This window comes from Salipiger bermudensis (assembly GCF_020171625.1).
GTDB lineage: Bacteria > Pseudomonadota > Alphaproteobacteria > Rhodobacterales > Rhodobacteraceae > Salipiger > Salipiger bermudensis_B.
Window position 1 is genome coordinate 252,206 of the sequence record NZ_JAIUZY010000005.1, and the last position, 23,580, is coordinate 275,785.

General features: G+C 69.0%; 19 protein-coding genes. 4 read left to right on the forward strand and 15 right to left on the reverse strand.

Translation table 11 applies throughout. The annotated features are described in order from the left end of the window. Nucleotides 1-14: 14 nt before the first annotated feature. Nucleotides 15-1,571 carry an MORN repeat-containing protein gene (locus LCM15_RS10675; protein ID WP_224856194.1) on the reverse strand — a complete coding sequence of 519 codons (1,557 nt, stop codon included), beginning with the start codon at nt 1,569-1,571 and terminating at the stop codon, nt 15-17. Nucleotides 1,572-1,719: 148 nt separating this feature from the next. On the opposite strand from LCM15_RS10675, the gene LCM15_RS10680 reads away from it, so the two are divergent. Further along, a complete protein-coding gene (locus tag LCM15_RS10680; RefSeq protein WP_224856196.1) occupies nt 1,720-3,378 on the forward strand; it encodes an NAD+ synthase in 1,659 nt (552 codons plus the stop codon). 204 nt (nt 3,379-3,582) lie between these two features. Here LCM15_RS10680 and LCM15_RS10685 read toward each other — a convergent pair whose 3' ends face one another. After that, nucleotides 3,583-3,972, reverse strand: a complete 390-nt coding sequence (locus LCM15_RS10685) for a metallopeptidase family protein (RefSeq protein WP_224856198.1) — start codon at nt 3,970-3,972, stop codon at nt 3,583-3,585. A gap of 126 nt (nt 3,973-4,098) precedes the next feature. Here LCM15_RS10685 and LCM15_RS10690 point away from each other — a divergent pair, with 126 nt between their 5' ends. Continuing rightward, nucleotides 4,099-4,650, forward strand: a complete 552-nt coding sequence (locus LCM15_RS10690; RefSeq protein WP_224856668.1) for a 2OG-Fe(II) oxygenase — start codon at nt 4,099-4,101, stop codon at nt 4,648-4,650. Nucleotides 4,651-4,704: 54 nt separating this feature from the next. Here the strand turns inward: LCM15_RS10690 and LCM15_RS10695 are convergent, their stop codons facing one another. The 5 genes from LCM15_RS10695 to LCM15_RS10715 are packed head-to-tail and all read right to left on the reverse strand — an operon-like array spanning nt 4,705 to nt 11,123. Further along, nucleotides 4,705-6,804 (reverse strand): NAD-dependent epimerase/dehydratase family protein, encoded by a 2,100-nt coding sequence (locus tag LCM15_RS10695; protein ID WP_224856199.1) that lies wholly within the window; start codon nt 6,802-6,804, stop codon nt 4,705-4,707. Nucleotides 6,805-6,815: 11 nt separating this feature from the next. Further along, nucleotides 6,816-7,787: a glycosyltransferase gene (locus tag LCM15_RS10700; RefSeq protein ID WP_224856201.1), complete on the reverse strand. Its 972-nt coding sequence runs from the start codon at nt 7,785-7,787 to the stop codon at nt 6,816-6,818. After that, on the reverse strand, nt 7,784-9,019 hold the full coding sequence (locus LCM15_RS10705; RefSeq protein ID WP_224856203.1) for a glycosyltransferase family 4 protein: 1,236 nt from the start codon (nt 9,017-9,019) through the stop codon (nt 7,784-7,786). Before LCM15_RS10705 ends, LCM15_RS10700 begins: the two co-directional genes overlap by 4 nt. Continuing rightward, nucleotides 9,016-10,008: an NAD-dependent epimerase/dehydratase family protein gene (locus LCM15_RS10710; protein ID WP_224856205.1), complete on the reverse strand. Its 993-nt coding sequence runs from the start codon at nt 10,006-10,008 to the stop codon at nt 9,016-9,018. Before LCM15_RS10710 ends, LCM15_RS10705 begins: the two co-directional genes overlap by 4 nt. After that, nucleotides 9,996-11,123 (reverse strand): Gfo/Idh/MocA family protein, encoded by a 1,128-nt coding sequence (locus tag LCM15_RS10715; protein ID WP_224856207.1) that lies wholly within the window; start codon nt 11,121-11,123, stop codon nt 9,996-9,998. The genes LCM15_RS10710 and LCM15_RS10715 overlap by 13 nt, the downstream gene beginning before the upstream one ends. A gap of 301 nt (nt 11,124-11,424) precedes the next feature. Between LCM15_RS10715 and LCM15_RS10720 the strand changes: the two genes are divergently transcribed. After that, nucleotides 11,425-12,189: a WecB/TagA/CpsF family glycosyltransferase gene (locus tag LCM15_RS10720; protein ID WP_224856209.1), complete on the forward strand. Its 765-nt coding sequence runs from the start codon at nt 11,425-11,427 to the stop codon at nt 12,187-12,189. A gap of 6 nt (nt 12,190-12,195) precedes the next feature. Here LCM15_RS10720 and LCM15_RS10725 read toward each other — a convergent pair whose 3' ends face one another. The 5 genes from LCM15_RS10725 to LCM15_RS10745 form a co-directional block, all read right to left on the reverse strand. Then, nucleotides 12,196-12,963 (reverse strand): SDR family oxidoreductase, encoded by a 768-nt coding sequence (locus LCM15_RS10725; protein ID WP_224856211.1) that lies wholly within the window; start codon nt 12,961-12,963, stop codon nt 12,196-12,198. Beyond that, entirely contained in the window at nt 12,960-14,519 is a 1,560-nt protein-coding gene (locus tag LCM15_RS10730; RefSeq protein WP_224856213.1) for a GMC oxidoreductase, read from the reverse strand. The genes LCM15_RS10725 and LCM15_RS10730 overlap by 4 nt, the downstream gene beginning before the upstream one ends. Further along, nucleotides 14,516-16,567 carry an acyltransferase family protein gene (locus tag LCM15_RS10735; protein ID WP_224856670.1) on the reverse strand — a complete coding sequence of 684 codons (2,052 nt, stop codon included), beginning with the start codon at nt 16,565-16,567 and terminating at the stop codon, nt 14,516-14,518. Before LCM15_RS10735 ends, LCM15_RS10730 begins: the two co-directional genes overlap by 4 nt. A gap of 179 nt (nt 16,568-16,746) precedes the next feature. After that, nucleotides 16,747-18,042, reverse strand: a complete 1,296-nt coding sequence (locus LCM15_RS10740) for a glycosyltransferase family 4 protein (protein WP_224856215.1) — start codon at nt 18,040-18,042, stop codon at nt 16,747-16,749. Nucleotides 18,043-18,051: 9 nt separating this feature from the next. Beyond that, the gene (locus LCM15_RS10745) at nt 18,052-19,470 is read right to left on the reverse strand and encodes a hypothetical protein (protein WP_224856217.1); all 1,419 of its coding nucleotides are present in this window, start codon (nt 19,468-19,470) and stop codon (nt 18,052-18,054) included. Nucleotides 19,471-19,706: 236 nt separating this feature from the next. On the opposite strand from LCM15_RS10745, the gene LCM15_RS10750 reads away from it, so the two are divergent. Continuing rightward, entirely contained in the window at nt 19,707-20,954 is a 1,248-nt protein-coding gene (locus tag LCM15_RS10750; protein ID WP_224856219.1) for a glycosyltransferase family 4 protein, read from the forward strand. A gap of 93 nt (nt 20,955-21,047) precedes the next feature. On the opposite strand, the gene LCM15_RS10755 is transcribed toward LCM15_RS10750, so the two are convergent. The 3 genes from LCM15_RS10755 to LCM15_RS10765 all read right to left on the reverse strand — a co-directional run bounded on the left by LCM15_RS10755 (nt 21,048) and on the right by LCM15_RS10765 (nt 23,430). After that, nucleotides 21,048-21,665, reverse strand: a complete 618-nt coding sequence (locus LCM15_RS10755) for a DUF1523 family protein (RefSeq protein ID WP_224856221.1) — start codon at nt 21,663-21,665, stop codon at nt 21,048-21,050. 9 nt (nt 21,666-21,674) lie between these two features. Continuing rightward, the gene (locus tag LCM15_RS10760; protein WP_224856223.1) at nt 21,675-21,941 is read right to left on the reverse strand and encodes a hypothetical protein; all 267 of its coding nucleotides are present in this window, start codon (nt 21,939-21,941) and stop codon (nt 21,675-21,677) included. A 286-nt stretch (nt 21,942-22,227) separates the two neighbouring features. Next, on the reverse strand, nt 22,228-23,430 hold the full coding sequence (locus LCM15_RS10765) for a M24 family metallopeptidase (protein ID WP_224856225.1): 1,203 nt from the start codon (nt 23,428-23,430) through the stop codon (nt 22,228-22,230). Between the last annotated feature and the right edge of the window lie 150 nt (nt 23,431-23,580).

Consider the following 23,580-nt stretch of genomic DNA (forward strand, 5'->3'; position numbering starts at 1 on the left):
GCTGCGGCGGAGCATCAGTCTTCGGCGGGGGGCGCCGTCTCGGTTTCGCTCGCGTCCGTCTCGCTGCCGTCACTCCCGTCGCTTTCGCTCTCGGCCTCACCGGTGTCAGCGGAGTTGGTCTCACCGGGGTCGGTCTCGGTGGCGTCCTCAGGTGAATCCGTCTGCACCGGGGTCTCCGTGGTCAGCACCCCGTTGATCCAGTTGCCCTCGGCCTGATCGCCGGTGGCATAGCGCAGGGTGCCTTCGCCCTGTCGCTTGCCGTCCTTGAACATGCCCTCGTAGACATCGCCGTTGGCATAGGTCGCGATGCCCTTGCCCTCGAAGCTGCCATTCATCCACTGGCCTTCGTAGCGGAAGCCGTCGGGCATCACGATGGTGCCCTGCCCGTGGCGCTGATCCTCGCGGAAATCGCCGGTATAGACTGCGCCGTCGGCATAGGACGCTTTGCCCGCGCCGTGGCGCTGGTTGTCCTGCCAGTCGCCTTCGTAGGTGTAGCCGTCGGGATAGGTGATCTTGCCCGTGCCGTTGTAGCGCGCGTTGCTGAAGCCCCCCTCGTAGACCACGCCGTTGGGATAGGTGGCCCGACCACTGCCCTCGATCACGCCGTCTACCCAGTCGCCCTCGTAGGTCGAGCCGTCGGGATAGGTGGTCTTGCCGCGTCCGTTGGCGAGGTCGCCGCTGATCTCGCCCTCGTAGACCGAGCCGTCGGGATAGGTCACGCGGCCCTCGCCCTCGATCTGGCCCGCCACCCAGTTGCCCTCGAGCCGGTAGCCGTCGGCCCCGGTGAAGCTGCCATAGCCCTGCCGCTGGTCGTTGTTGAACTCGCCCTCGTAGACGTCGCCGTTGGCATAGGTCTCCTTGCCCTGCCCCTCGCGGCGGCCATCGACCAGCTCGCCCTCGTAGACATCGCCATTGGGCAGGCTGAGCTTGCCGCGACCGTCCTGCTGGCCGTCGCGCCACATGCCCTCGTAGACCAGCCCGTCGGCCATGGTCAGCGTGCCCTCACCGGAGCGCTTGCCGTTGGCCACCCGGCCCTCGTAGACCGAGCCGTCGGGATAGGTGATCGAGGCGTTGCCTTCCTCGATCCCGTTCACCCAGTCGCCCTCGTAGCGATAGCCGTCCGGCGTGGTCATCACGCCGCGCCCGTGGTGCAGCGCGTTGCGGAACGCGCCCTCGTACCGGGCGCCGTTGGCGTAGCGGATCACGCCCTTGCCGGTGATCTTGCCGTCGACCCACGAGCCCTCGTAGACGCTGCCGTCGGCCAGCACGATGCGCCCCACGCCCTCGGGCTTGCCCTTGGCGAACTGGCCCTCGTAGACCGCGCCGCTGGGATAGCGCGCGGTGCCTTCGCCGACGATCTCGCCGTCGACCCAGTCGCCCGAATACTCGAACCCGTTGGGCAGGCGGTAGGTGCCGGTGCCGTCGCGCAGCCCGTCGCGGAAGGTGCCCTCGTAGACCCCGCCATCGTCGAACTGCTTGGTGATGATCTCGTCGCCGTCCTGCGCCAGCGCGGTTCCGGCGAACGCCAGAATGGCGGCGACGGCAGCGAATTTTCTGCCTGCGCGTGTCATGTGTCGTACCCTGCCGGATGGCCCCCTTGATGTTCCCGAACCGTATCCAAGCCCCCGCAACGTGACAATCTCTTTTGCCCGGGCCGCTTTTCCTCCGGCGTGGTTCTGCTATGTCGGCACGAAGATGTGACTGAAAGGAACAGGGCACATGGCCGATCGCTTCCGCCTCACCATCGCGCAGCTGAACCCCACCATGGGGGATCTCGCGGGCAATGCCGCACAGGCCAAGGACGCCTGGGACCAGGGCAAGGCCGCGGGCGCCGACATGGTGGCGCTGCCCGAGATGTTCATCGCCGGCTACAACGCGCAGGACCTGCCGATGAAGCACGCCTTCACGCTGGACTGCATGGCGGCGGTCAAGGCGCTGGCGGAAGACTGCGCCGACGGCCCGAGCCTCGGCATCGGGTGCCCGTGGATCGAGGGCACCGAGCTCTTCAACGCCTATATCATCTGCCGGGGCGGCAAGATGGTGACGCAGGTCTTCAAGCATCACCTGCCGAACTACAACGTGTTCGACGAGCTGCGGATCTTCGACAGCGGCCCGATCGGCGGGCCCTACGCGGTCGGCAACACCCGCATCGGATCGCCGATCTGCGAGGATGCGTGGTACGAGGACGTGGCCGAGACGCTGGCCGAGACCGGGGCCGAGTTCCTGCTGGTCCCCAACGGCTCGCCCTATTTCCGCAACAAGTACGAGACCCGGCTCAACAAGATGGTCGCCCGCGTGGTCGAGACCGGCCTGCCGCTGATCTACCTCAACATGGTGGGCGGTCAGGACGACCAGATCTTCGACGGCGGCTCCTTCGTGCTCAATCCGCACGGCGCGGTGGCGCTGCAGCTTCCGGTCTTCGAAGAGGCCATCGCGCATGTCGATCTCGAGCGCACCGAGGAGGGCTGGCGCGCGCTTCAGGGAGATTTCACGAAACACCCCGACGCGATGGAGCAGGATTACCACGCCATGGTGCTGGCCCTGCGCGACTATTGCCGCAAGACTGGCTTCGGTAAGGTGCTGCTGGGCATGTCGGGCGGGGTCGACTCGGCGCTGGTCGCGACCATCGCGGTGGATGCGCTGGGCGCCGGGAACGTGCGCTGCGTGATGCTGCCCTCGGAATACACCTCCGAGCATTCGCTCGAGGATGCCAAGGCCTGTGCACAAAACCTTGGGTGTCACTACGACTTCGTGCCGATCACCCCGGGCCGCGATGCCATCACCGAGACGCTGGCGCCGCTCTTCGAGGGCCGCGATCCGGACCTCACCGAGGAGAACATTCAATCGCGCCTGCGCGGCCTGCTGCTGATGGCGATGTCGAACAAGTTCGGTGAGATGCTGCTGACCACCGGCAACAAGTCCGAGGTCGCGGTGGGCTATGCCACGATCTACGGCGACATGGCGGGCGGCTACAATCCGATCAAGGATCTCTACAAGACCCGCGTCTTCGATATCTGCCGCTGGCGCAACGCCAATGCGCGCCCGTGGATGAGGGGCCCCGAGACGGCGCCGATCCCCGAGCGGATCATCACCAAGCCGCCCTCGGCCGAGCTGCGCGACGATCAGAAGGACAGCGACTCGCTGCCCGACTACCCGGTGCTCGACGGCATCTTGCAGATCCTTGTCGACGATGACGGCTCGATCGCCGATTGCGTCGCGGCGGGCTATGACCGGGCCGATGCCAAGAAGGTCGAACACCTGCTCTACATCTCGGAATACAAGCGCTTCCAGTCGGCCCCCGGCGCGCGCCTGTCGAAACGCGCGTTCTGGCTCGACAGGCGCTACCCCATCGTCAACCGCTGGCGCGATCCGAGCTGAGCTGGCCGGTCTTGGCGACGGTTAAGCCAAGGTTAAAGTTTCACGAGGGTTAAAGGGTGGGGCGCTGGCGGTGTGCGTGTCCGGACTGGGCAGTGAGTGCCGCGGTTGGGGTCATGCACCGGGCATGGCCACCGGGTGACGCGGTCGGGATCGCTGCGCGACCCAACCCTGCGCACGGCGCGCCCGCGCTGGGACGCGGGCGCGCTACTCCCACCACCTGTCGATTGTGGCGATGTCGTCGTCGGACCAGCCGAAATGATGCGCGAATTCGTGCACGGTGACGTGGATCACCAGATCCTCGAGCGCGATGTCGCCGCGGTCGCGCCATTCGGCGAGGATCGGCTCGCGGAACAGCCAGATGCGGTCCGGCCAGGGCGAGGGGGCGCTGATCGCGCGCTCGGTCAGCGGGATGCCCTCGTAAAGCCCCGTGAGTTCGAGCGGATCGTCGATCTCCATCTCGGCCAGCACGTCCTGCGGCGGCCAGTCGACGACCTCCACGAGCACCTCTGCCGCGCTCCTGCGGAACGGGTCGGGGAAGCTGTCGATGGCGCGCCGGGCCATCTCTTCGAAGGCGGCAAGGTCGGTTCTGCTCATGCCCTTCGATATGGCCCCGCGCCGGGCGAAGGAAAAGGTCGCATTTTGACCGTTCTGTCGCGAATGGCGCAGATCGCGGTGCACGGCGCGCTAGAGCAGGCGCTTGTTCAGCCAAAGGCCCCGCCCATGCTCACCGTTCACCGGATCCCCGCCGCCTTTTCCGAGATCGACTGCGATCGCATCATCGACCTGTCCCGCGCCGCGGACAGCGCCGACGCGCGGCTCGTGGGCCGCAATCAGGATCACAACCTGCGCCGCGCCGATCTGGTCTGGCTCGACGATGTCGCGGGGGCGGAGTGGGTGATGGAAAGGATCATCGAACTGGTGCGGCAGGCCAACCGCGCGGTCTATGGCTTCGACCTCGATGCCTTCGACGAGAGCGCGCAGGTGGCGCGCTACGGGGCCGAGCGGCAGGGCCATTTCAGCTGGCATTCCGATGTCGGCGACGGCCGGCTCGCGGCGCGCCGCAAGCTGACCATGGTGGTACAGCTCTCCGAGCCCGGGGCCTATCGCGGCGGCGCGCTCGAGGTCATGCCCTCGGCGCATACGGTCGAGGCCGAGCGCGCGCGCGGCAGCGCCACGCTGTTTCCCTCCTACCTGCTGCACCGGGTCACCCCGGTCGAGGAAGGAGAGCGCCATTCGATGACGATCTGGGCGCATGGCCCGGCCTTCCGATAGGCCCGCGACACGCCCGGCGTGACCGGCCACGGGGCGTCGCAGCCGGACCGAGGCCTAGAATCCGAACAGGTTCGCCTCGGTGATCGCCTTGCGGACAAAGGTGGCGCGGTCGGTCTCGGGCGCCCAGTCGAGTTTGGCCTTGGGCTTGGCATTCTCGAAAGGCGAGAAATGCGCCCGGCTCTTCCAGTCGGCCAGCGAGGGGCGCACCACGCCGCGCTTGCGCAGGGCGTATTTCTTCAGCCCGTACTTCACCGCGTCCGACAGGTAGAAGGCGGTGAGGTTGCCGCTGCTGACCCGGATGCGCGCGCCGAGCGCCTCGTGGATCGCGTTGAAATAGCCGCGGGCCGAGAACATCGGTTCGCCGATCAGGTTGAAGCTTTCGCCCACCGCCGAGGGGCGCGCCGCCATGCGCACCAGCCCGTCGGCCACGTCGTCGATCAGCACGAAGGGCAGGATGTTGTCGCCCGGCCCCCAGATCCGCACCGCGCCGGCGCCGTGCCAGCGCCCGATCCCCCAGTGCTGCAGCGGGCCGCCATGGCCCACGACGATGCCGGGCCGCGCGATGGTCAGCGGCAGGCCGCGCTCGCGATGCAGCTTCATCAGCTGGCGCTCGCACTCGGCCTTGGAGCGGGCATAGAGGTTGCGGTCGCTCATGTCGCCGGGGAAGGGTGTGTCCTCGGTGATGGTCCGGCTGCGATCCGCCATGTCGTAGCTGGCGATAGTGCCGGTATAGACCAGCCGTTTCACACCGGCCTTCTCGCAGGCCATGCCAATGCGCGTGGCGACGCCCACGTCGTTGATCAGCGCGTCGGACCACGTCTTGTCCATCGACTTGGCGAGGTTGAAGACCACGTCGATGCCCTGCATCGCCTGTGTCAGTCCGTCGAGGTCGTGCAGCGATACGCCCACCGTCTCGACCTGATCGGGCAGGTCGGGGAAGGGGCCGGAGCGGCCTCGGGAGAGCACCCGCACGTCGTGCCCGTCGGCCACCAGCCGCCGGGTCAGCGCCCGCCCGATGAAGCCGGTGCCGCCGATCACCATGGCGGTGGGCTTGGGGCTCCGCGTCTGCACCGCCGGCGCCTTCACCGCCAGCGTGTCGGGGGGCAGCAGCGCCAGCGCGTCGTCGAGCGCCTGCATCACCGTCACCGCGCTCTCGCCGCTGAACCGGGCGTCCTGCGCCTTGCTCATGTCCTGATAGAGCGCCGCGTCCATGCCGCGGAAGCTCAGCGCGTAGGGGCCTTTCCGGTTCAGCGAGACCGCCTGCCGCCACGCGTTGACGCTGCCCTCGCGCAGGTGCTGCCAGCCCAGCCCAAGCTGCTTACGCAGCGGGTTCACGATCAGGTCCGAGCTGTTCTCCCGCTCGAGGATCAGCACGTCCGAGGCGAAATCGAGCCGCGCCCGACCCGACGAGCCCCGCACCGTCACCGAGCGGTCGTCCTGGGTTTCTACCAGAGAGATGGTGAAGGTGATCTCGACCTCTCCGGCGCGGGCGAGGATGCGGAAGGCCTGCGGACGCGGATCGCCGCCGGGCAGATCGACCGGCTTGCTGGCCTCGGCGAAGGTGATCTCGGGCGTGCCGAAGAGGTCGACGGCAAACGCCATCAGGTGCGGCCCGACCTCGAGCAGAAGGTTCTTCGGCTCGCGCAGGAGCCACAGGTTGAACGGCCCCGAGCGCAGCGGCGAGAGCGGCAGCGCGTAGCTGATTTCGCAGGCCGACACCCGGCCCAGATCGCCGTGCAGCATCATCTCCTTGAGCCGCACGTAGGACGGCAGCCCGAGGAAGTTGTGCCCGGCATGGAAGCGCTTGCCCGCCGCCTGCGCGGCGGCGAGGATCTCGCGCGTGTCGGCGGCGCTTTCCGCCACCGGCTTCTCGACCAGCACGTGCAGGCCGGCCTCGAGGCACTGGATCGCCAGCGGCTTGTGAAGCTGCGGCGGGGTGAGAATGTGCACCGCGTCGCACAGCCCGCTCTCGATCAGCGCCTCGACGCTGGTGAAGGGCTGGGCGCCGTAGGCCTCGGCCATGCCGCGGGCGGCGGCCTCTGAGAGGTCGCAGACCGCTGCGACGGTCGCGGCGGGCGTCGCGGCAAGCGCATCGGCGTGCCAAGTGGCGATGTATCCGGCCCCGATCAGGCCGACGCGGAGAAGTTCGGACATGGAAACGTGCCTCACTTGTACTCGATGATGCGCATCTGCGCGTTGCGGCGGCGGCGCCAGTGGTAGGTCGCCATGCCGATCACGTTCGGAATCTTCGACAGCGTCAGCAGGAGGCTGTGCCGGTAGGCCTCACGCCGTGGCAGTCTCTCGCGGATCAGGCCCTGCGCGGTGCGATGATAGTTCAGAGCGTAGACGCAGAGCCCGGCCACCGCAAAGCCCCACCAGACCAGCCCGCCCAGCAAGATGAAGAGCGGCAGCGCAAGCCCATAGACCAGCGCCCGCTGACGCTCGCGCCGGAAATACTCGGGATGGAGGTGGCCCACCTGCGCAAAGCCGTGGCCGGTGCGCACGGCGCGGGTCCACCATTGGCCGAAGCGGTGGGTGTCGGCGTCGTGGCGGGTCATCTCCGCGGCGATGCGCTCGAGCCGCCAGCCGGCCTTGCGCAGCCGGGTGCAGAACTCGTCATCCTCGGCGGCGATCACGGTCGGGTCGAAGCCGCCCACGGCGCGGAAGGCCTCGGCCCGGACCAGCATGTCGCCGCCACAGGCGAGGATCTCGCCTGCCGGGCGGCGCCATTCGAAATCGGCCAGCTGGTTGTAGAGCGAGGCGTCGCGGTGGATCTCGGAGCGCCAGCCAGTGACCATGCCGAGCCGGGGATCGGAGGCGAGACGTGCGCAGGCGCGGTCGAGATAGCCCGCCACCAGCGTGCAGTCGCCATCGATGAACTGCACGAATTGCGGGTCTTCCAACGCCGCGAACCCGGCATTGCGGGCGCGGGCGGCGGTGAAGGGCGTGGTTAGGTCGAGTTCGACCACCGTGGCGCCGGACCTGCGCGCCTCGGCAACGCTGTCATCGGTGGAGCCGCTGTCGACATAGACCACCTGCCGCGCCTGCCCGGTCACGGAGGCCAGCGCCGCCACCAGACGCGCGCCCTCGTTGCGCCCGATCAGCACCACATCGACGGGCGGGGCGTCCGGGGTCATGGCAGCGCCTCGCGCTTGGCCGGGCTGTCGCCCTCGGCATAGGCGGTGAAGAGATGCGACAGCCGCGCCGCCTCGATATGGATGTTGAACTCGGCCTCGACGGTGGCCCGGCCCGCCGCGCCCATCTCCCGGCGCTGGTCGGGGCTGGCAAGGAGCTGCTCGATGGCCTGTGTCAGGGCGGCCGCATCGCCCGGGGGCACAAGCACGCCGTTCTCCCATTGCGAGACCAGCTCGGGGATGCCGGCGATCTGCGTGGCGACCACCGGCACGCCCGCCGCCATCGCCTCCATCAGCACCACGGGCACGCCTTCGGCAAAGCTCGGCAGCACGAAGACATCGCTCTGCGCCAGCGCCTCGGCCACCTCGGACTGGCCTTGGTAGCCGAGGAATTCCGCCGTCTCGCCCAGCGGCCTGGCCCGTTCTTCCAGCGCCGCGCGCTCCGGCCCGTCCCCGATCAGCGCCAGCCGAAGCTGCGGGTGGCGGGCCTTGAGCGCCGCCACCGCGTCGAGCAGGATCGGCACGCCCTTTACGCCCGCCAGCCGGCCCACGAAGAGCAGCCTCTGGCCCGTGTGCGGCGCGGTGTCGTAGCGCACCGGGTCGATGCCGCAATGCACGATGTGCAGCTTGTCCCAATGCGCCGCGTCGGCAAAGCACATGAGCTGCGAGCGGCAGTATTCCGAGATGCAGGCGACGAAACGCGCCCGCGCGGTCTTTTCGTCGATGCGCCAGTGATGCGGCTCGAAGAAGATGTCGGGGCCGTGGATGGTGAAGCTGTAGGGAATTCCCGAGAGCTCGCTGGCCAGCATCGCCACGGTGCAGGAGGCCTTTGCGATGTGGTTGTGCAGATGTGCGACACCTTCGCGCCTGAGATGGTCGGCCAGCACCGCCGCCTCGAGGAAGTAGAGCAGGTTGTAGAGCCGGCCCCGGAAGCCCTTGGGCGCGGTCCGCCACGCCAGCCGCAGCGCGCCGAGGTAGCGCCCGGGGCGGCGGGCAAAGCCCAGATGCGCCTTGAGCAGGCGCAGCGGGTTCTTCGCGGCGGCAAGGACCTTGAAGGTGCGGGCATGTTCGGCGCGCTGCTCGGGGCCGACCAGATGCTCGGCTCCAGTGGTGCGGATCGAGCAGGTCAGCACCTCGTGGCCAAGATCGCGCAGCGCCGCCACCTCGCGCTGGATGAAGGTATCCGACGCGCGGGGATATTCTCCGGTCAGGTAGGCGAGCTTGGGCAGGCTCATGTCTCGGTCTCCAGCGTCCGCTCCAGCAGCGGTTCGAAGGCGGCATCGTCGCTGCCGCCAAGGCTCGCACGTAGCGCGGTGTTGGGCCAGCGCAGTGGCATGATCCGGGCGCGCAGCACCGGCTCGCGCAGCAGGCCGGGCAGGCGGCTTTCGAAGCGTCCGAGCGCCCGCGTGAGCGCCAGCCAGCGCGTCCACGGCACGGTGAGGGCGGCCTTTGGCCAGCCCGCCGCCTTGCGGTGCGCGGCGACGTAGCGCGTCCGCGTCGGCAGGTCGTCGTCGATCACGTTGAGCGCGGTCATGCCCTGCGGCTCGGTGAGGCTGGCCGAGACCAGCGCGCGGGCCAGGTGTTTCACGTGAACCATGGGCAGCGCGCCATCGGAGGCGAGCGTGATCTGCAGCGGCCCGGCCCAGAAGCCGTTGAGCGCGTGCCACGTCCGCCCCGGCCCCCAGACCGCGCCGGGGCGCATCAGCCAGAGCGGCTGCAGGGCGCCCTGACAGAGCACCTCCTGCGCCAGCTTCGACTCGGCATAGGCGTCCTGGGCGTGGCCGGGTCGGTTGAGCGGGCTGCGCTCGGTCACCGCGTCGCCCGGGGCAAGCTTGCTCAGGTCATAGACCGCGATGGAGCTGACCAGCACCAGCCGGATCTCCTTGGGAAGTGCTGCGAGCAGATGGCGCGTGGCGGCCAGCGTGTCGGCCTCGATCGCCGCGCCGTCGCCGCCCAGATGCGCCGCCGCGTGAATCACCGCGCCGCAGCCCCTGAGCGCGCGGCGCAGCGGGAGCAGCGACGACGGCTCCGACAGATCCGCCTGCACCACGGTCACGCCGTCATCGTCGGCCCATTCGGGGGCGACGCTCTTGCGCACCAGTGCCATCACATCGAGGCCGCGGGCGCGGGCCTCGGCCACGGTGGCGCGCCCGATGAAGCCGCCGGCGCCGGTGATCAGGATGCGGCCCGCCTCGGGACTCATATCGCCACTCATTTCGCCCATGGCATCGGCTCCATCGGATCGCAGCGCGTGGTCATGCGCTGGGCGCCGCTCGTCTCGCCGGCGTTCTGCATCGCCAGCGTGACCTCGGTCATGTGCAGGGCGAACGCGGTCGACAGCCGGCAGGGGCGGTCCTGCTCCAGCGCCTCGAGCATCTCGGCCGGGCCCAGCATGAAGTTCATCGCCGCCGCGCCCCAGAGTTTCACCTTGGGATGGGTCGTCCGCCCCAGTTTCACCCGGCGGGGGAAGGGGCTTTCGACCAGTTTGCGGCGCAGGTTCGTGCGCTTGGCATAGGTCACCTTGGCGCTGTTGTCCCACGCGGCATCGCAGCGCAGCACGCCGCTGTCGCCGACCACGCGGATCGAGTGGTCGTGCGGCGCGACGATCGAGCAGGTCAGCCGCGTGACGGGGCCGTTTTCGAAGAACAGCGTGGCGATGCTCAGGTCGGGCGCCATCGGGCCGGAGCCGGTTTTGTCGGGAATGGTCTCGGCGCTGGCCGCGACCACCGTGCGCACGGAGCCGAACCACGAGATCAGCCAGCTCAGGTAGTAGCCCGCGTGTTCGAGCGTGCAGCCGGTGCGGAACTCGTCTTCATAGGGCCAAGGCGCCCCGGTCTCGGAGAGCCACTTGCGGTAGGCGGCCTGCGGCACGAAGCCGTCGTCGAGCTCGGCATAGATCGCGCGCGGCGTGCCGGCGATGCCCGTGCGCAGCGCGTGGCCGAGGGTCTGCGCCGTCTCGCCCAGAACCGAGCAGGGCGCCGAGGCCAGCAGCAGGCCGCGCTCCTGGGCCAGCGCACAGAGCGCCTTGGCGTCCTCCAGGTCCGTCGCCAGCGGCTTTTCCGAGTACACGTGATGCCCGGCCTCTAGACAGGCCCGGTTCAGTTCGTAATGCGCTGCCGGATTGGTGAGGTTGAGAATCACCCCGCCGTCTGGCGCATCGGCAAGAAACTCGGACAGGGTTGTCTTCTTCGGCAGGCCCCAATGGGCGCAGAAATGATCCAGCCGGCCGGCATCGCGGTCATAGACCCCGGCGACCTCGATCCCGTCCATCGCCTGCAGGGAGCGGAGGTAGAGGTCGGCCACGAAGCCGCAGCCGAGGATCGAGATCCGGCGACTCATGACGCGCGCCCGCAATCGGGCGCACTCCGGGCGGGGGTGCCGGGTAAGGGCGGAAAAGAAAGAGACATCAAAATAATACTCACGACTCCTGAACAGGCCGGGTGTTTCCGTCGAACAGACGGATTTGATGATAATTCGGCATGTCCCGCGGATATGCAGGCAAAGCGCGAGTCCTCGGCAAAACCTCGCCGCGTGCGTCCCATGAGACACGGTTCTGGCAGGTCGCCACGATTCAGGCCTCCGCTCGGCTCGAATATGAGATATATAGGGGGCGTGTGATGTGTATTGGATGCGACGTTTTATGGATTTCAAAGTGTCCGGCCAGCGGATTTCGGTCAATGTTCCGACCTGGGCCGTTTTACAGGCGCGCGTGACCGAACGGCTGGCCCAGCGTCAGGGGTTTGCCCTTGCGACGATCAATCTCGACCATCTCGTGAAGCTGCGGCACTCTCCGCAGTTCCGGCGGGCCTACGCGGCGCAGGATTTCGTCACCGCCGACGGCAATCCGATCGTCTGGATGTCGTGGCTGGCCAAGCGCCCGGTCGATCTGATCCCCGGCTCGGATGCGGTGCTGCCGATCGCCCGCATCGCCGCGACTCAGGGGGTGACCCTGGCGTTGGTGGGCAGCACGCGGCCGGCGCTCTCCGCCGCAAAGAGCTATCTCGAGCGCGAGGTGCGCGACCTCGTGGTCTCGGTGACCGTGGCGCCGCCGATGGGCTTCGATCCGACCGGCCCGCAGGCCGACGCGATCTTCGAGGAGATCGGTGCCTCCGGGGCGGGGCTGTGCTTCATCGCGCTGGGCGCCCCAAAGCAGGAGATCTTTGCCGCTGCCGGACGCCGCAAGCTGCCGCATATGGGCTTCGCCTCGGTGGGCGCGGGGCTCGACTTCCTTGCCGGCACCCAGACGCGGGCGCCGGACTGGGCGCGGCGCTACGCGGTGGAGTGGGTGTGGCGCGCGCTTGGCAGCCCGAAACGGCTGCTGCCGCGCTACGTGCGGTGCCTCGCGATCCTGCCGGGACAGATGCTCGCGGCGATGCTGCAGCGCTTTCGCACGCCGCAGCACTGACGCGCCTCAGCTCAGGCGGCGCGGCCTGCGCCGCCGCAGCAAGAGCAGATCCTTCAGTTTGCCCCTGAGCCCGCGCGGCGGCAGCACCTCGGTGTCCTGCTCGAACACCGCTCCGGTCAGCGCGGGGTCGCAGCGCAGCGCCAGTTCGACCCCCCAGTTCGCAGACGCCTCGGGCGCGAGACCGTCGGGCGCGCCCATCGGGGTCTGCAACATGCCGGGCATCCAGTCGCCGATGACGATGCCGGGAAAGCGGTCGGCGATGTCGGCGATCAGCGCCCGGGTAAAGATCCGCGCCGCCCCCTTCGACACCGAATAGGCCGAGGACGCCGGGAGCGGATTCAGGTCGGCAAAGGTCGCCACGTTGAGGATCCGCCCGCGCCCGGTCTCGCACATCTGGCCCAAAGCCGCGTGCGTGCAGGCCACCACGCCGCCGAGATTGATCGCGATGGTGTCGAGGAAGCTCTCGGCGCTTTCCTCGAGGACGTCGCGGCGCGGATAGTCGGCGGCGTTGTTGATCAGCAGCGCGACAGGCCCGTGCGTGGTCTTGATCCGTGCGAAAGCGGCGCGCACCGCTTTCGGATCGGACACATCCAGCGTTAGCGGATGACAGGTCGGGCCGGCCTGCGCGGCGGTCTCTGCCAGCGCCTCGGGGCGGCGGCCGGTGCCGATCACGGTGAAGCCCTGTCGCGCCAGCTCGACCGACAGCGCCCGGCCAAGGCCCGAGCCTGCGCCGGTGACGACGGCGGGACCGTCCTGCGGGGTGAGGCGGGTCATGGCGTCTCCTTCAGGATGGCATCGGCGACGCGCAGCGCGTTGGCGGCGATGGTCAGGCTCGGATTCACCCCCATGGAGGTCGGCATGAAGGACGCGTCCGCGACCCAGAGGTTGCGCAGCTCATGTGCCCGGCAGTCGCGGTTCAGCACCGAACGGGCGGCATCGTCGCCGAAGCGCAGCGTGCCGCTCGGATGGCCGAAGTTCAGCTCGGGGCCGACGCCGAGGAACACCCGGCGCTGCCCTTTGAAGGCGCGCGCGATGGCGCGGCGGAAGGCGCGGCGCCGGTCCAGAAGCTCGGGGTGGCAGGTGTAGGCGACCGACAGGCGTTCGGGATGGGCGGGGTCATAGGTCACGCGGTTCTCGGCATAGGGCAGGTCCTCCATCAGCCCGACGAAGATCTGCGCGTGGCCGAAGAGCTTTGCCGCGATGGCGGCGGGAATGCGGGTGAGCTGCGACAGCCCCGGCACGCGGGCGAGGGAGGAGCGGGCCAGCATCAGGTTCAGGTAATGCACGATCTCGCCATAGGAGGCGCGGATGCCCATGGCCTGGATCATCCCCAACCGCGCGCCGTCGCGCAGGTAGAGGTCGCGAAGCGCGATGGCCTTGGTGGCGCCCTCGTCGGGGGTGCCCCGGGGCGGCCAGAGCGCGAACATCTCGTTGAGATGGAACATCAGGTTGCGCCCGACGAGGTCCGAGCCGTTGGCCGCCCCGCGGGGCCAGGCCTCGCAGGCCGAGGCCAGCAGCAGCCGCGGCGAGCCGAGCGCGCCGCCCGTCAGCACGATGCGCGGGGCGGTGAGGATGCGCGTCTCGCCGTCGATGCGGGTTTCCACGCCGATGACCCGGTCGCCCGCGCCCAGAAGCCGCGTGACCTCGGCGCGGTCGAGCAGGGTGGCGTTGCCGGTCGCCAGCGCCGGCTCGACACCCGCCGAGCGGCCATCCATCTTGCAGGGGTTGGGACACTTGCTGCCAAGGCAGTTGAGGCAGCCCTCGACTCGCCGGATGGCGGTATGGGCGTGATAGGGGTGCAGCCCGCCCCGCTCGAGCGCCCGCATCAGCGCGGTCTCGGTCCCGGTGAGCGGCGGGGGCGGGGAGAGCGGCAGCGGCGGCTCGGGTGAGAGCGGGTCGGGTGTGCCGTGCAGGTGGTAGAGCCGGGCCGCGCGGTCGTACCACGGGCGCATGGTGTCATAGTCGACGGGCCAACCGCCGGTGGGGTGCGGGCAGCCCTCGGTGGGCTCGAGGTCGTGGCGCTCGGGGCGTTCCAGCGTGGCGGCATAGAACACCGACGAGCCGCCCAGCCCGGCGCCGAGCGGGGCGTAGAACCGGCTTTCTCGCCCGTCGAGCGTGGCGTGCAGCGGCTCGGGCCAGAGGCCGCGCGCGCGCCGCGCCTCGGGCACGAACACCTCCGACAGGCCGTTGCGCTCGGCCCGGTGGCCGGCGGCGCCCTGCTCGAGGAACAGCACCTTCTGCCCGGCCTCGGCCAGCGCCCGCCCCACCGTTCCGCCACCGATGCCGGTGCCGATAACGATGACGTCCCACTCTTGGTCCAGCGCACTCATGAGCCGGTGCCGCCGTCGCCGGCAAATACCGGCGCGAAGAGGTCGCGCAGGGTCAGTGCGGCGGAGTTGGTAAGGTGGTTGTTGTCGAAATAATACCCGGTGTCACCGTGCAGCGCGTGGCAGGCCTCTGCATCGCAAATACGCGGCCACGGATCAATCCAGCGCAGCGCGCCTTCATCGGCCATGGCGCGCCACGGCGCCTCGGCGGGGTCTGTGCGCTGGGCGAGGGCGCTGCGCGCAATGCTGGGCTCGGTCACCGGCTGGCGCGCCAGAGGCCAGCCCTCATGCGCCGCCTCGCGCGCGGCGATGCGGCTGTCATACTGCGCGATCTCGGGCGGCTGGCGCAGCACCACCACCTCACCGACCGTATCGCGCAGGCGGGCCACGGTGGCGCGGGCCGCCTCGGCGATGACGTCCGATTGCCGCATGTCGCGCCGGGTGGGCGCATCGAGCGGGTGCACGGCGATGGTGTTTTCGGCGTCGAGCCCGACGCCGGTGCCACTGGCGTAGTAGCTCCAGCGGCCGATCAGCAGCACGGTCTCGAGGCTCGGCAGGTGCTGGACGCTCTCAGCGATCTGCAGGTTGGCGTCGGTGCAGGCGGTGTCCTGCGCGAGCGTCGCCGTGCTCTCGACCTTGCGGACGCCGAAGAGCGGCGGACAGCCGGCGCGCCAGATGATCAGTCCGGGGCGCCCCGCCTCGTGGGCGGCTAAGTCGAGCCCCTCCTTCATCGCCCGCACATGGCTGTCGCCCCAGACCAGCACTTCCGGCTCGCCCTCGGGGCCGATGGGGCAGATCTCGATCCCCATGAGCGGGCCTTCGGAGGGGGTGCGGCAGCGGCTCCAGTCCTGCAGGAAATCGCCCGAGGCCGCGATGTGGATCCGCGCCTCGGGGCCGAAGCGGGCGGGTAGGCCGTCGTTGACGTAGAGCCACGCCCCAAGCGCCAGCGTGGCGGCGGAGGCACTCACGGTGCCGGCGAAGATCACGGCGCCAGGTACCCGCGCGCGGCGCACCGGCGTTTCGACATAGCGCCACGACAGCCACGCCAGCGCGACCGTGAGCGCCATCCACAGCGCCGCCTCCCACAGACCGGCATACGCGCCGCGCAGGTAGAGCGACAGCACCAGAACCGGCCAGTGCCAGAGGTAGAGCGAATACGAAATCTTGCCGAACCACACCGCCCCGCGCGCCGAGAGCATCCGGTTGACCGGGTTCTGCCCGCGGCCATTGGCCAGCAGCAGCACTGCGCCCAGCACCGGGCACAGCGCCATAAGGCCGGGAAACAGCGGCCCGGCGGGGATCAGCAGGATCGACCCCGCGACCAGCGCCAGCCCGGCCACGCTCAGCGCCGCGTGGCCGCGCCAGAGACGGCCGGTCTCATGCCCCCAGATCGCCAGCAGCACGCCGCTCAGCAGCTCCCATGCGCGGAACGGGAAAAGGTAGAAGGTGGCCGACTGGTAGGGCGCGGTGAGCCAGACGCAGGCGATCAGCGAGGCCAGCCAGCAGCCCGCCAGCGCCGCCAGAAGGGCGCGGCGGTTGCGCGACAGCAGCAGGATGAACAGCGGCAGGAAGATGTAGAACTGTTCCTCGACCGCGAGCGACCATGTGTGCAGCAGCACCTTTTCGTCCGAGGCGGTGTCGAAATAGCCGGCCTGCCCGAAGAACAGCACGTTCGAGAGGTAGACCGTCGCTGCGATGATCTGCTTGCCGAGCTCGCGGAATTCGAACGGCAGCAGCAGCGCCCAGCTCAGCGCGGTGGTGACCAGCACTATGGCGAAGAAGGCCGGGGCGAGGCGGCGGAAGCGGCGGAGGTAGAAATGGCCCAGCCGGATCCGCCCGGTGGCGTCGTACTCGCGCCAGAGGATGCCGCCGATCAGGAAGCCGGAGATCACGAAGAAGATGTCGACGCCGACGAAGCCGCCCTCGAGGCCCGGAACGCCGAAGTGGTAGAGCACCACGGCCAGCACGGCGATGGCGCGCAGCCCGTCGATGTCGCTGCGATAGGGCAGCACGCCGTGGCTGCGGACAGCGCGGTCCGAGGCGTCTTGCATGGGTGCGGGCTGTTTCATCACTCGAAATCCGGATTCTCCGGGAACACACTGGCACAACAAAACGATCGGGTCGCGCCCTTGCCTGTCTATCAAGGGCAACTCGGGCGAAATCAAGGCCGGGCTGCAGCGGGAGGGACGCTAGAACGCAAAGGTTGCGCTTAGGTCAACGTGCGCTGGCGCTAGAAAACCTGCGGCGCCGGGGCGGGGCGCCCGTGGCGCACCCAGTCATAGACCCGGGCCACCTGCGCGGCCTTTTGTGCCCATGTGAAGTGGCTCGCGACGCGCGCCTGCGCCGCCGCGGCCATCGCCGGCAGGCCGGAGGGATCCTCTGCCAGTCCTGTCATGGCGGCGGCAAAGCCCGCGACGATCTCGTCACGGGTGCCGCAGGCGACCTTGAGGCCGGTGCCCGGCACCACCAGCTCTGCCGGCCCGGCATAGTCGACGATCAGCGGCACCACCCCCAGCGCCATCGCCTCGAGCACGACGCCGCCGCCGAACTCGCGGATCGACGGGAAGGAGAGCAGATGGCAGCCGGCCATGATGTCCTGCACCGCCTCGTGCGGCTTCCAGCCGTGGAAGGTGACGGCGCCAGCGGCCCCGAGCGCCTCGGCCTGCGCCACGAGGTCGGGCATCATCGGGCCGTCGCCGATGATCTCGAGCGTCATCCGACCGTCGCGAAGCAGCGGTGCCGCGGCCTCGAGCAGCATGTCCGGCCCCTTGTAGGGCACCAGCCGCCCGACAAAGCAGGCCCGCAGGGGGCCGGGCGCGGGCGTGGCGGTCCGGTTGAAGCGCGCCGGGTCGATGCCGTTCTCGGGAAGATAGAGCGTCTTGGCGCGGTGCTTCGCCGGGATTTCGCTCTCGGTGTGGCGCGAGCCCACAAGAATGGCGGCGGCGTGCTCGAGCGTCGCCCCGCGGCCCGGCATCAGCTTGTAGGCCGAGCGCAGGTAGCTCAGCCATTCCTTCTCGCGCCGGCGCTCGGCCTCGAAGCCCCGGGGCCACGGCACGCCGCCGTTCAGCGGACCGAGCACGAACGGTACATCGGCGCGCGCGCAGCGTCGCGCGAGCGAGGACGAGATCGTCGGCGACAGCGGCGTGATGCGGTGCACGATGTCCCAGTCGCCGGCGCGGATCCCGGGGCCGAAGCGCTGCCAGACGAGGCGCTCGAAATGCGGATAACTGATCGCGTTGATCGCCTGCACCATGGTCCAGCCCTTGCCCTCGCCCATGCGGAGCCTTTCGGCGAGCTGCCACATCGGGCGGGCGAAAGCCTCGGAATCGATGGCGGTGAAGTCGCTGCCCTCGGTCAGCCCGGCGCGCAGAAAGGCGTCGCGGTTGCGGATCTGGGTGACGATATGCACATCGGCCACCGCGCGCAGCGCCGAGGCAAGAGACCAGCCGACCAGCGGAACGCTGACCCATTCGGGATTGGCCGCCTCGGCGATGGCGAGGACGCGGCGGCGGAGGGGCTCAGCCATGCGGGGGCCTCACATGATGGATTGCCATTCGACCTCGCGCTTCGCTGTGCTGGGCGTGCCCGGCGCGACCTGCGACAGGCTCGGGGCGACCTTCATGCGCTCGGCATAGCCAGTCAGCGCCCCGGCCAGCAGCCATGTCAGCGGGGTCAGGGTGGCATTGGGGATCAGGTCGGCCACGTTCACCGCGAGGATCAGCGACATCGGCGCGATGTAGGGAGAGAGACGGTCGGCGCCGAGCTCGCGGCTGCCGCGCCACAGCAGAAAGAACGGTGTCACGAGTAGCCCGAACTCAGCCAGGAAGCCGATCCAGCCATAGACCCCGATGGCGATGATCCAGCGCCCGTCGGTGACCGTGAGGATGGCGCCCGAGACCGGATCGAGGATGTGGTTGCGCCCCCAGCTGCCCCAACCGAAGACCGGTTTCCGGTTGGCGCGGTCGAGCAGGATACGCTCCTGCTGGAAGCGGAAATCGAGCGAGCGCGAGCGTTCGTCCTCGATGCTGGCGGCGGCGGCGAGGATGCGGTCCTCGGGGATGATGTTGGCGCCTTTCATCATCGGATAGGCGATGGCCAGAAGGCCGATCAGCAGCGCGATGCGGATCTGCATCATCCGGCTCAGGAACAGCAGGCAGGGTAGGGCGACCGCCGCGAGGATCAGCGCGCCCAGCGATTTCGAGGCCACCAGCACGAGCAGCAGGTAGAGCGCGCAGAGCAGGGTCTTGGGGGTGTTCAGGCGGCTGTCCTGCCGCCAGAGGGCGAAGGCCGCGACCGCCGCGGTCATGATGAAGAACGAGACCCAGAGCCCGTGGTAGAGGAACACCACCGGGCGGTAGCCGCCGCCGCGGACCGATTGCGCGAAGGAGTGCTGGTAGTAGCCGTAGATCCAGTTGTTGAGCTGCGGCGACAGCCTGAGCTCGACCAGCATGGGCAGCGAATAGATCAGCCCGAAGACCATCAGCGCCTGCAGGAAATAGCGTTGCGAGCCCGGATCGGCGAGGTACTGACGCGCCAGCAGGAAGGGCATCACCAGCATGACCTGTTGCAGCATCAGCGCGATGGCGTCCTTGATGCCAAGCCCCGGCAGGCCGACCTGGCCGTAATACACCGGCTCGGTGTTGGTCACGGTGGTCACGAGGGGAACGAAGATGAACACGGCCAGCAGGACCCGCGCCAGCGGCGACTGGGGCACCAGCAGGCCCTGCGGTCCGAACTTGACCAGGCAGACCGCGAAGGCGGCCAGCGCGGGAATGGTGTGCTTGGAGATCGGCGGCAGCAGCGGCAGGTCGAAGGCCGCAGGAAATTCCGGCAGGAACAGGTAGCCCACCATCAGCGACAGGATCAGCGCCCGATCTGCCGGCTGGCGTCGGAACAGGACGATCGTCACCACCGGCCAGAGGGCCAGCATGAGGTAGGCGAGAGGATTCGGCATACTCGTGCTTCGCAGATCGTTACGCGGCGCTCCGAGACCCCCACACGCCCCGGATAGCAGGACGACCATAGCAGCGGGGCCGGGGCTTGTCGCCCTTCGGGATGTCGCCGGGACAGCGGGCTGGCAGATATGGCACAGGCGGGCCCGGGCGTTGCGCTCTCCCTCCGCACGACACGCATCGGCAAGATTGCGCCGACGCCCGCCGGGTTGTATACCGGATGTCCGGGAGGTGAGTGGTGAGTGAACAGCGTTTGAAAATCGCCTACCTTTGCGACTTTTCCCCGCTCGACCGGTTCATGTACTCGGGCGGCAACGCCCACATGTACCGGGCGCTGCAGCGCCATGCGGGCGAGGTGACGATCCTCTCCAGAAGCTGGGGACTGGCCGAGCCGGTGCGGCGCGGGATCGCCCGCCTCTCCGACCCGATGCAGATGCGGCTGCGCTGGCGCGCGCATCTGGCGCTGGCCCCGGTGATCGCCCGCAAGGTCCGCGCCGAGCTGTCGCACGCGCGTTACGACGTGCTGTTCGGCACCTATGCCTTCCACGCGTTGCACCGGGTGACACCGCCCTATCCTCTGGTCACGGCGTTTTCCTCGGACGCGACGCAGACGATCTACCGCAACTCCGAGATCGGGTCGCAATTCGGGTCAAAGTACCCGGGCGGGCGCGCCTTCGACGCCTGGGTCGAGCGCTGCGAGGCCGAGGTGTTCAACAGCACCGATCTGATGTTCTGGCCGTCTGAGTGGCTCAAGAGCGGCGCCGACGCGCGCTACGGGCTCGACCCCGAGCGATCGCTCATGGTGCCGTGGGGGGCGGGGATCAGGACCGCGCCGGAGGTCAGCCCGGCGCCGTTCGGCCGCGGCCTGCCGGTCCGGTTGCTGCTGATCGGTCGCGACTGGTTCGCCAAGGGCGGGCCGACCGCCTTCGACACGATGACGCTCCTTCGCGCGCGCGGGGTCGACGCGCGCCTGACGGTGATCGGCTGCCAGCCGCCGGAGTGCCATCGCAACGAGTGGGTGACGGTGCATCCGCAGCTCGACAAAGGGATGCCGGACGAGATGGCGGTGTTCGAACGGGTCTTTGCCGAGGCGCATTTTCTCGTCCAGCCGTCCTACGAGAGCTACGGCTTCGCCTTCTGCGAGGCCTCGGCCTACAAGCTGCCGTCGCTGTGTCTCAACGTCGGCGGCGTGCCGGTGCGCGACGGGGTCAACGGCCACGCGCTGCCGCCCGAGAGCGGCCCGCCGGACTTCGCCGCGATGATCGAGCGCTATCTGGAGGCGCCGGACGAGTACTTGGCGCTGGCGCGAAGCGCGCGGCAGGAATTCGAGGACCATCTCAACTGGGACGCGTGGGGCCGGACCGTGGCTGCCCATCTGCGCGCCGGCGTCGCGCGGCTGCACGGAAAGGGCGCGGAGCGCGATGCGGAGGGCGACATCGCAAGCGGTGCCGGTGACCGCAGGGCGCACGGCGCGCGCCGGGGGTGACACCGGCGCTGCGTGCGGCATCGGACAGCGCAGTCGCGCGATCCCACCGGTGGGGCGAGCACCTCGGTGCGAAGACGTGGCGCGTGGCCGGGCTCAGCGCTTGCGGCGGAACCAGCCCCTGACACGACCACCCGCCTGGTCGAGATTGTCACCCATGTCATCGAACATCGGGTCGATGCGCGCCTGCCGGAAACGCCGCCAGCGCACGTAGATGGCCCAGACCACGGCGGCGAGCACGGTCAGGAGGACGATATTGAGCCACGGGATGATGCGCACGTCCGGGCCGTCCACCGGGCGCAGGCTCACGACGTTGGGGTAGATCGAGAGGAACTCGTTGCGCCAGCCGTAGTGGCGGATCACCACCCATTGCGGCGCGGCGGAGGTCGAGCGCAGATCGGCGGCCTCGGCCTGCAGGTTCGCGGTGTCGAACTTGAAATAGGGCGGCCAGCCCCAGCCGGTATCCTCGTTGCGATAGACCATCACGTCATCATCGTTCAGCCGGGTCTGGATGAAGAACACGTCGCGCCCGGTGACGTTGAGGCTCTCGCCGGTGGCCGCGTTCGCCCAGAACAGACTGTTCTCGCCCGGATCGATGCGCTTTTCGTAGGTGTCGCTGATCCGCGCGATGTCGTGCTGCGGCAGGGTGTAGTGCAGGAAGGCCGCAACCAGCGCCCAGAACAGCACGATGATGGACCATTTCACGTAGCGCATGACGACCTCCTAGTGGAAATTGGTCAGATAGACGATCAGTCCAATAAGGCAAAGCGGGAGGACATACACCCCCAGGATCAGCTTGCGTCGCAGGGAACGGTCGTACTCCGCCAGTCCCTCCGCCACGTAGGCGTCGCGCCCGCCCGGACCCTGCGCCGCGTCCCATGCGGCCTCGAGCCTCCGCCGCCGCACCCGGCGCGACCAGATCGACAGCGCGGCATAGATCGGCGTCAGCACGACGGCGCCGATCGCCAGCAGTCTCAGCAGTGCCAGCATGGCAGGATCCTCCATCAGGTGGGGCGCGGCCCGCCCCACCTGACCCGTCGGGCGCGCGAAGATCAAGCGCCGCCGCATCGGATCGGCGGTGTCCGAAGGCGCCCGGCCCCCGGCGTTCGCGATACCCGGGCGGCGTGCCCGGTCGCAGGGGCCGGCCTGCCTCCGGCGGGAGTATTTTTGACGAAGAGAAGCCAGGGGCGCAGTCCCCCGGGGTTTCTTCTGGCCGAAAATATCCCGGGGGACGCCGCGCGCCCGCGCGGCGGGGGGCAGCGCCCCCGATGCGGCCTCAGCCGACCACGTTGAACGCCGGCCCGTAGGGGTAGCCGGTGATGTTGTCGTTGCCGTCCTCGGTGATCACGAGGATATCGTGCTCGCGGTAGCCGCCGGCGCCGGGGCGGCCTTCGGGAATGGTCAGCATCGGCTCCATCGAGATCACCATGCCCGGCTCGAGCACCGTGTCGATGTCCTCGCGCAGCTCGAGGCCAGCCTCGCGGCCGTAGTAATGCGACAGCAGCCCGAACGAGTGGCCATAGCCGAAGCTGCGGTATTGCAGCAGGTCGCGCTCCGCGAAGAAGGCGTTGATCGCCTCGGTGATCTCGGCGCAGTTTGCCCCCGGCTTCAGCAGCGACATGCCGTATTCGTGCGCCGCCACGTTGGCCTCCCAGATCTCGCGCGAGGCGTCGTCCACCTCGCCCAGAAACATCGTCCGCTCCAGCGCCGTGTAGTAGCCCGAGATCATCGGGAAGGTGTTGAGCGACAGGATATCGCCGCGCCTCAGCACCCGCGAGGTCACCGGGTTGTGCGCGCCGTCGGTGTTGATGCCCGACTGGAACCAGACCCAGGTGTCGCGGTACTCGGCGTCGGGGAAGCGGCTGGCGATTTCGAGCTCCATCGCGTCGCGCCCGGCCATCGCCACGTCGATCTCGCGCGCGCCCTCGCGGATCGCGTCGCGGATGGCGTAGCCGCCGACATCGGCCACCTGCGCGCCCTGCCGGATCAGGGCGATCTCGGCGGGGGATTTGTGCAACCGCTGGCGCATCGTCGCGGGCGCGATATCGTGCAACGCGGAGGGCTTGAGAAACGCGTCCAGCAGGTCGCGCTGCACCAGCGTCAGATGATCGCCCTCGTAGCCGATGGCGGCGCCTTCCCCGGTCACCGAGCGGATCGCGCGCCAGTAGTTGTCCCGCGCCCAGTCGGTGTAGGTGATGTTGTCGCCATGGCAGCGCCGCCACGGCTGCGCGGCGTCGATGCCGGCGCTGATCGTGACGCTCTCGGTCCCGGTCACCACCAGCGCGTAGGGGCGGCCGAAGCTGCAATAGAGAAAGCCCGAGTAGTAGGCGATGTTGTGCATCGAGGTGAAGACGCAGGCGGTGACGCCGGCGGCCACCATGCTGGCGCGCAGCCCCCTGAGGCGCGCGTCATACTCCTCGGACGCGAATGGCAGGACGCGGTCGCCCTGATGGAAACGGTAGAATGCGGGGCGGTCCATGTGAGGCCCTCCTTTGAAGTCGCGGAGGGTCGGACCCGACCCTGCCGCGGTGGCAAAGCAAGGTCCCGGCGTGCAGGACGGGTGAGGATAAGGGCGTGCCTCGGCGGCACCGGCGACGCCATCGCCTGCCCGTGGGGCAAGATGGTGCCC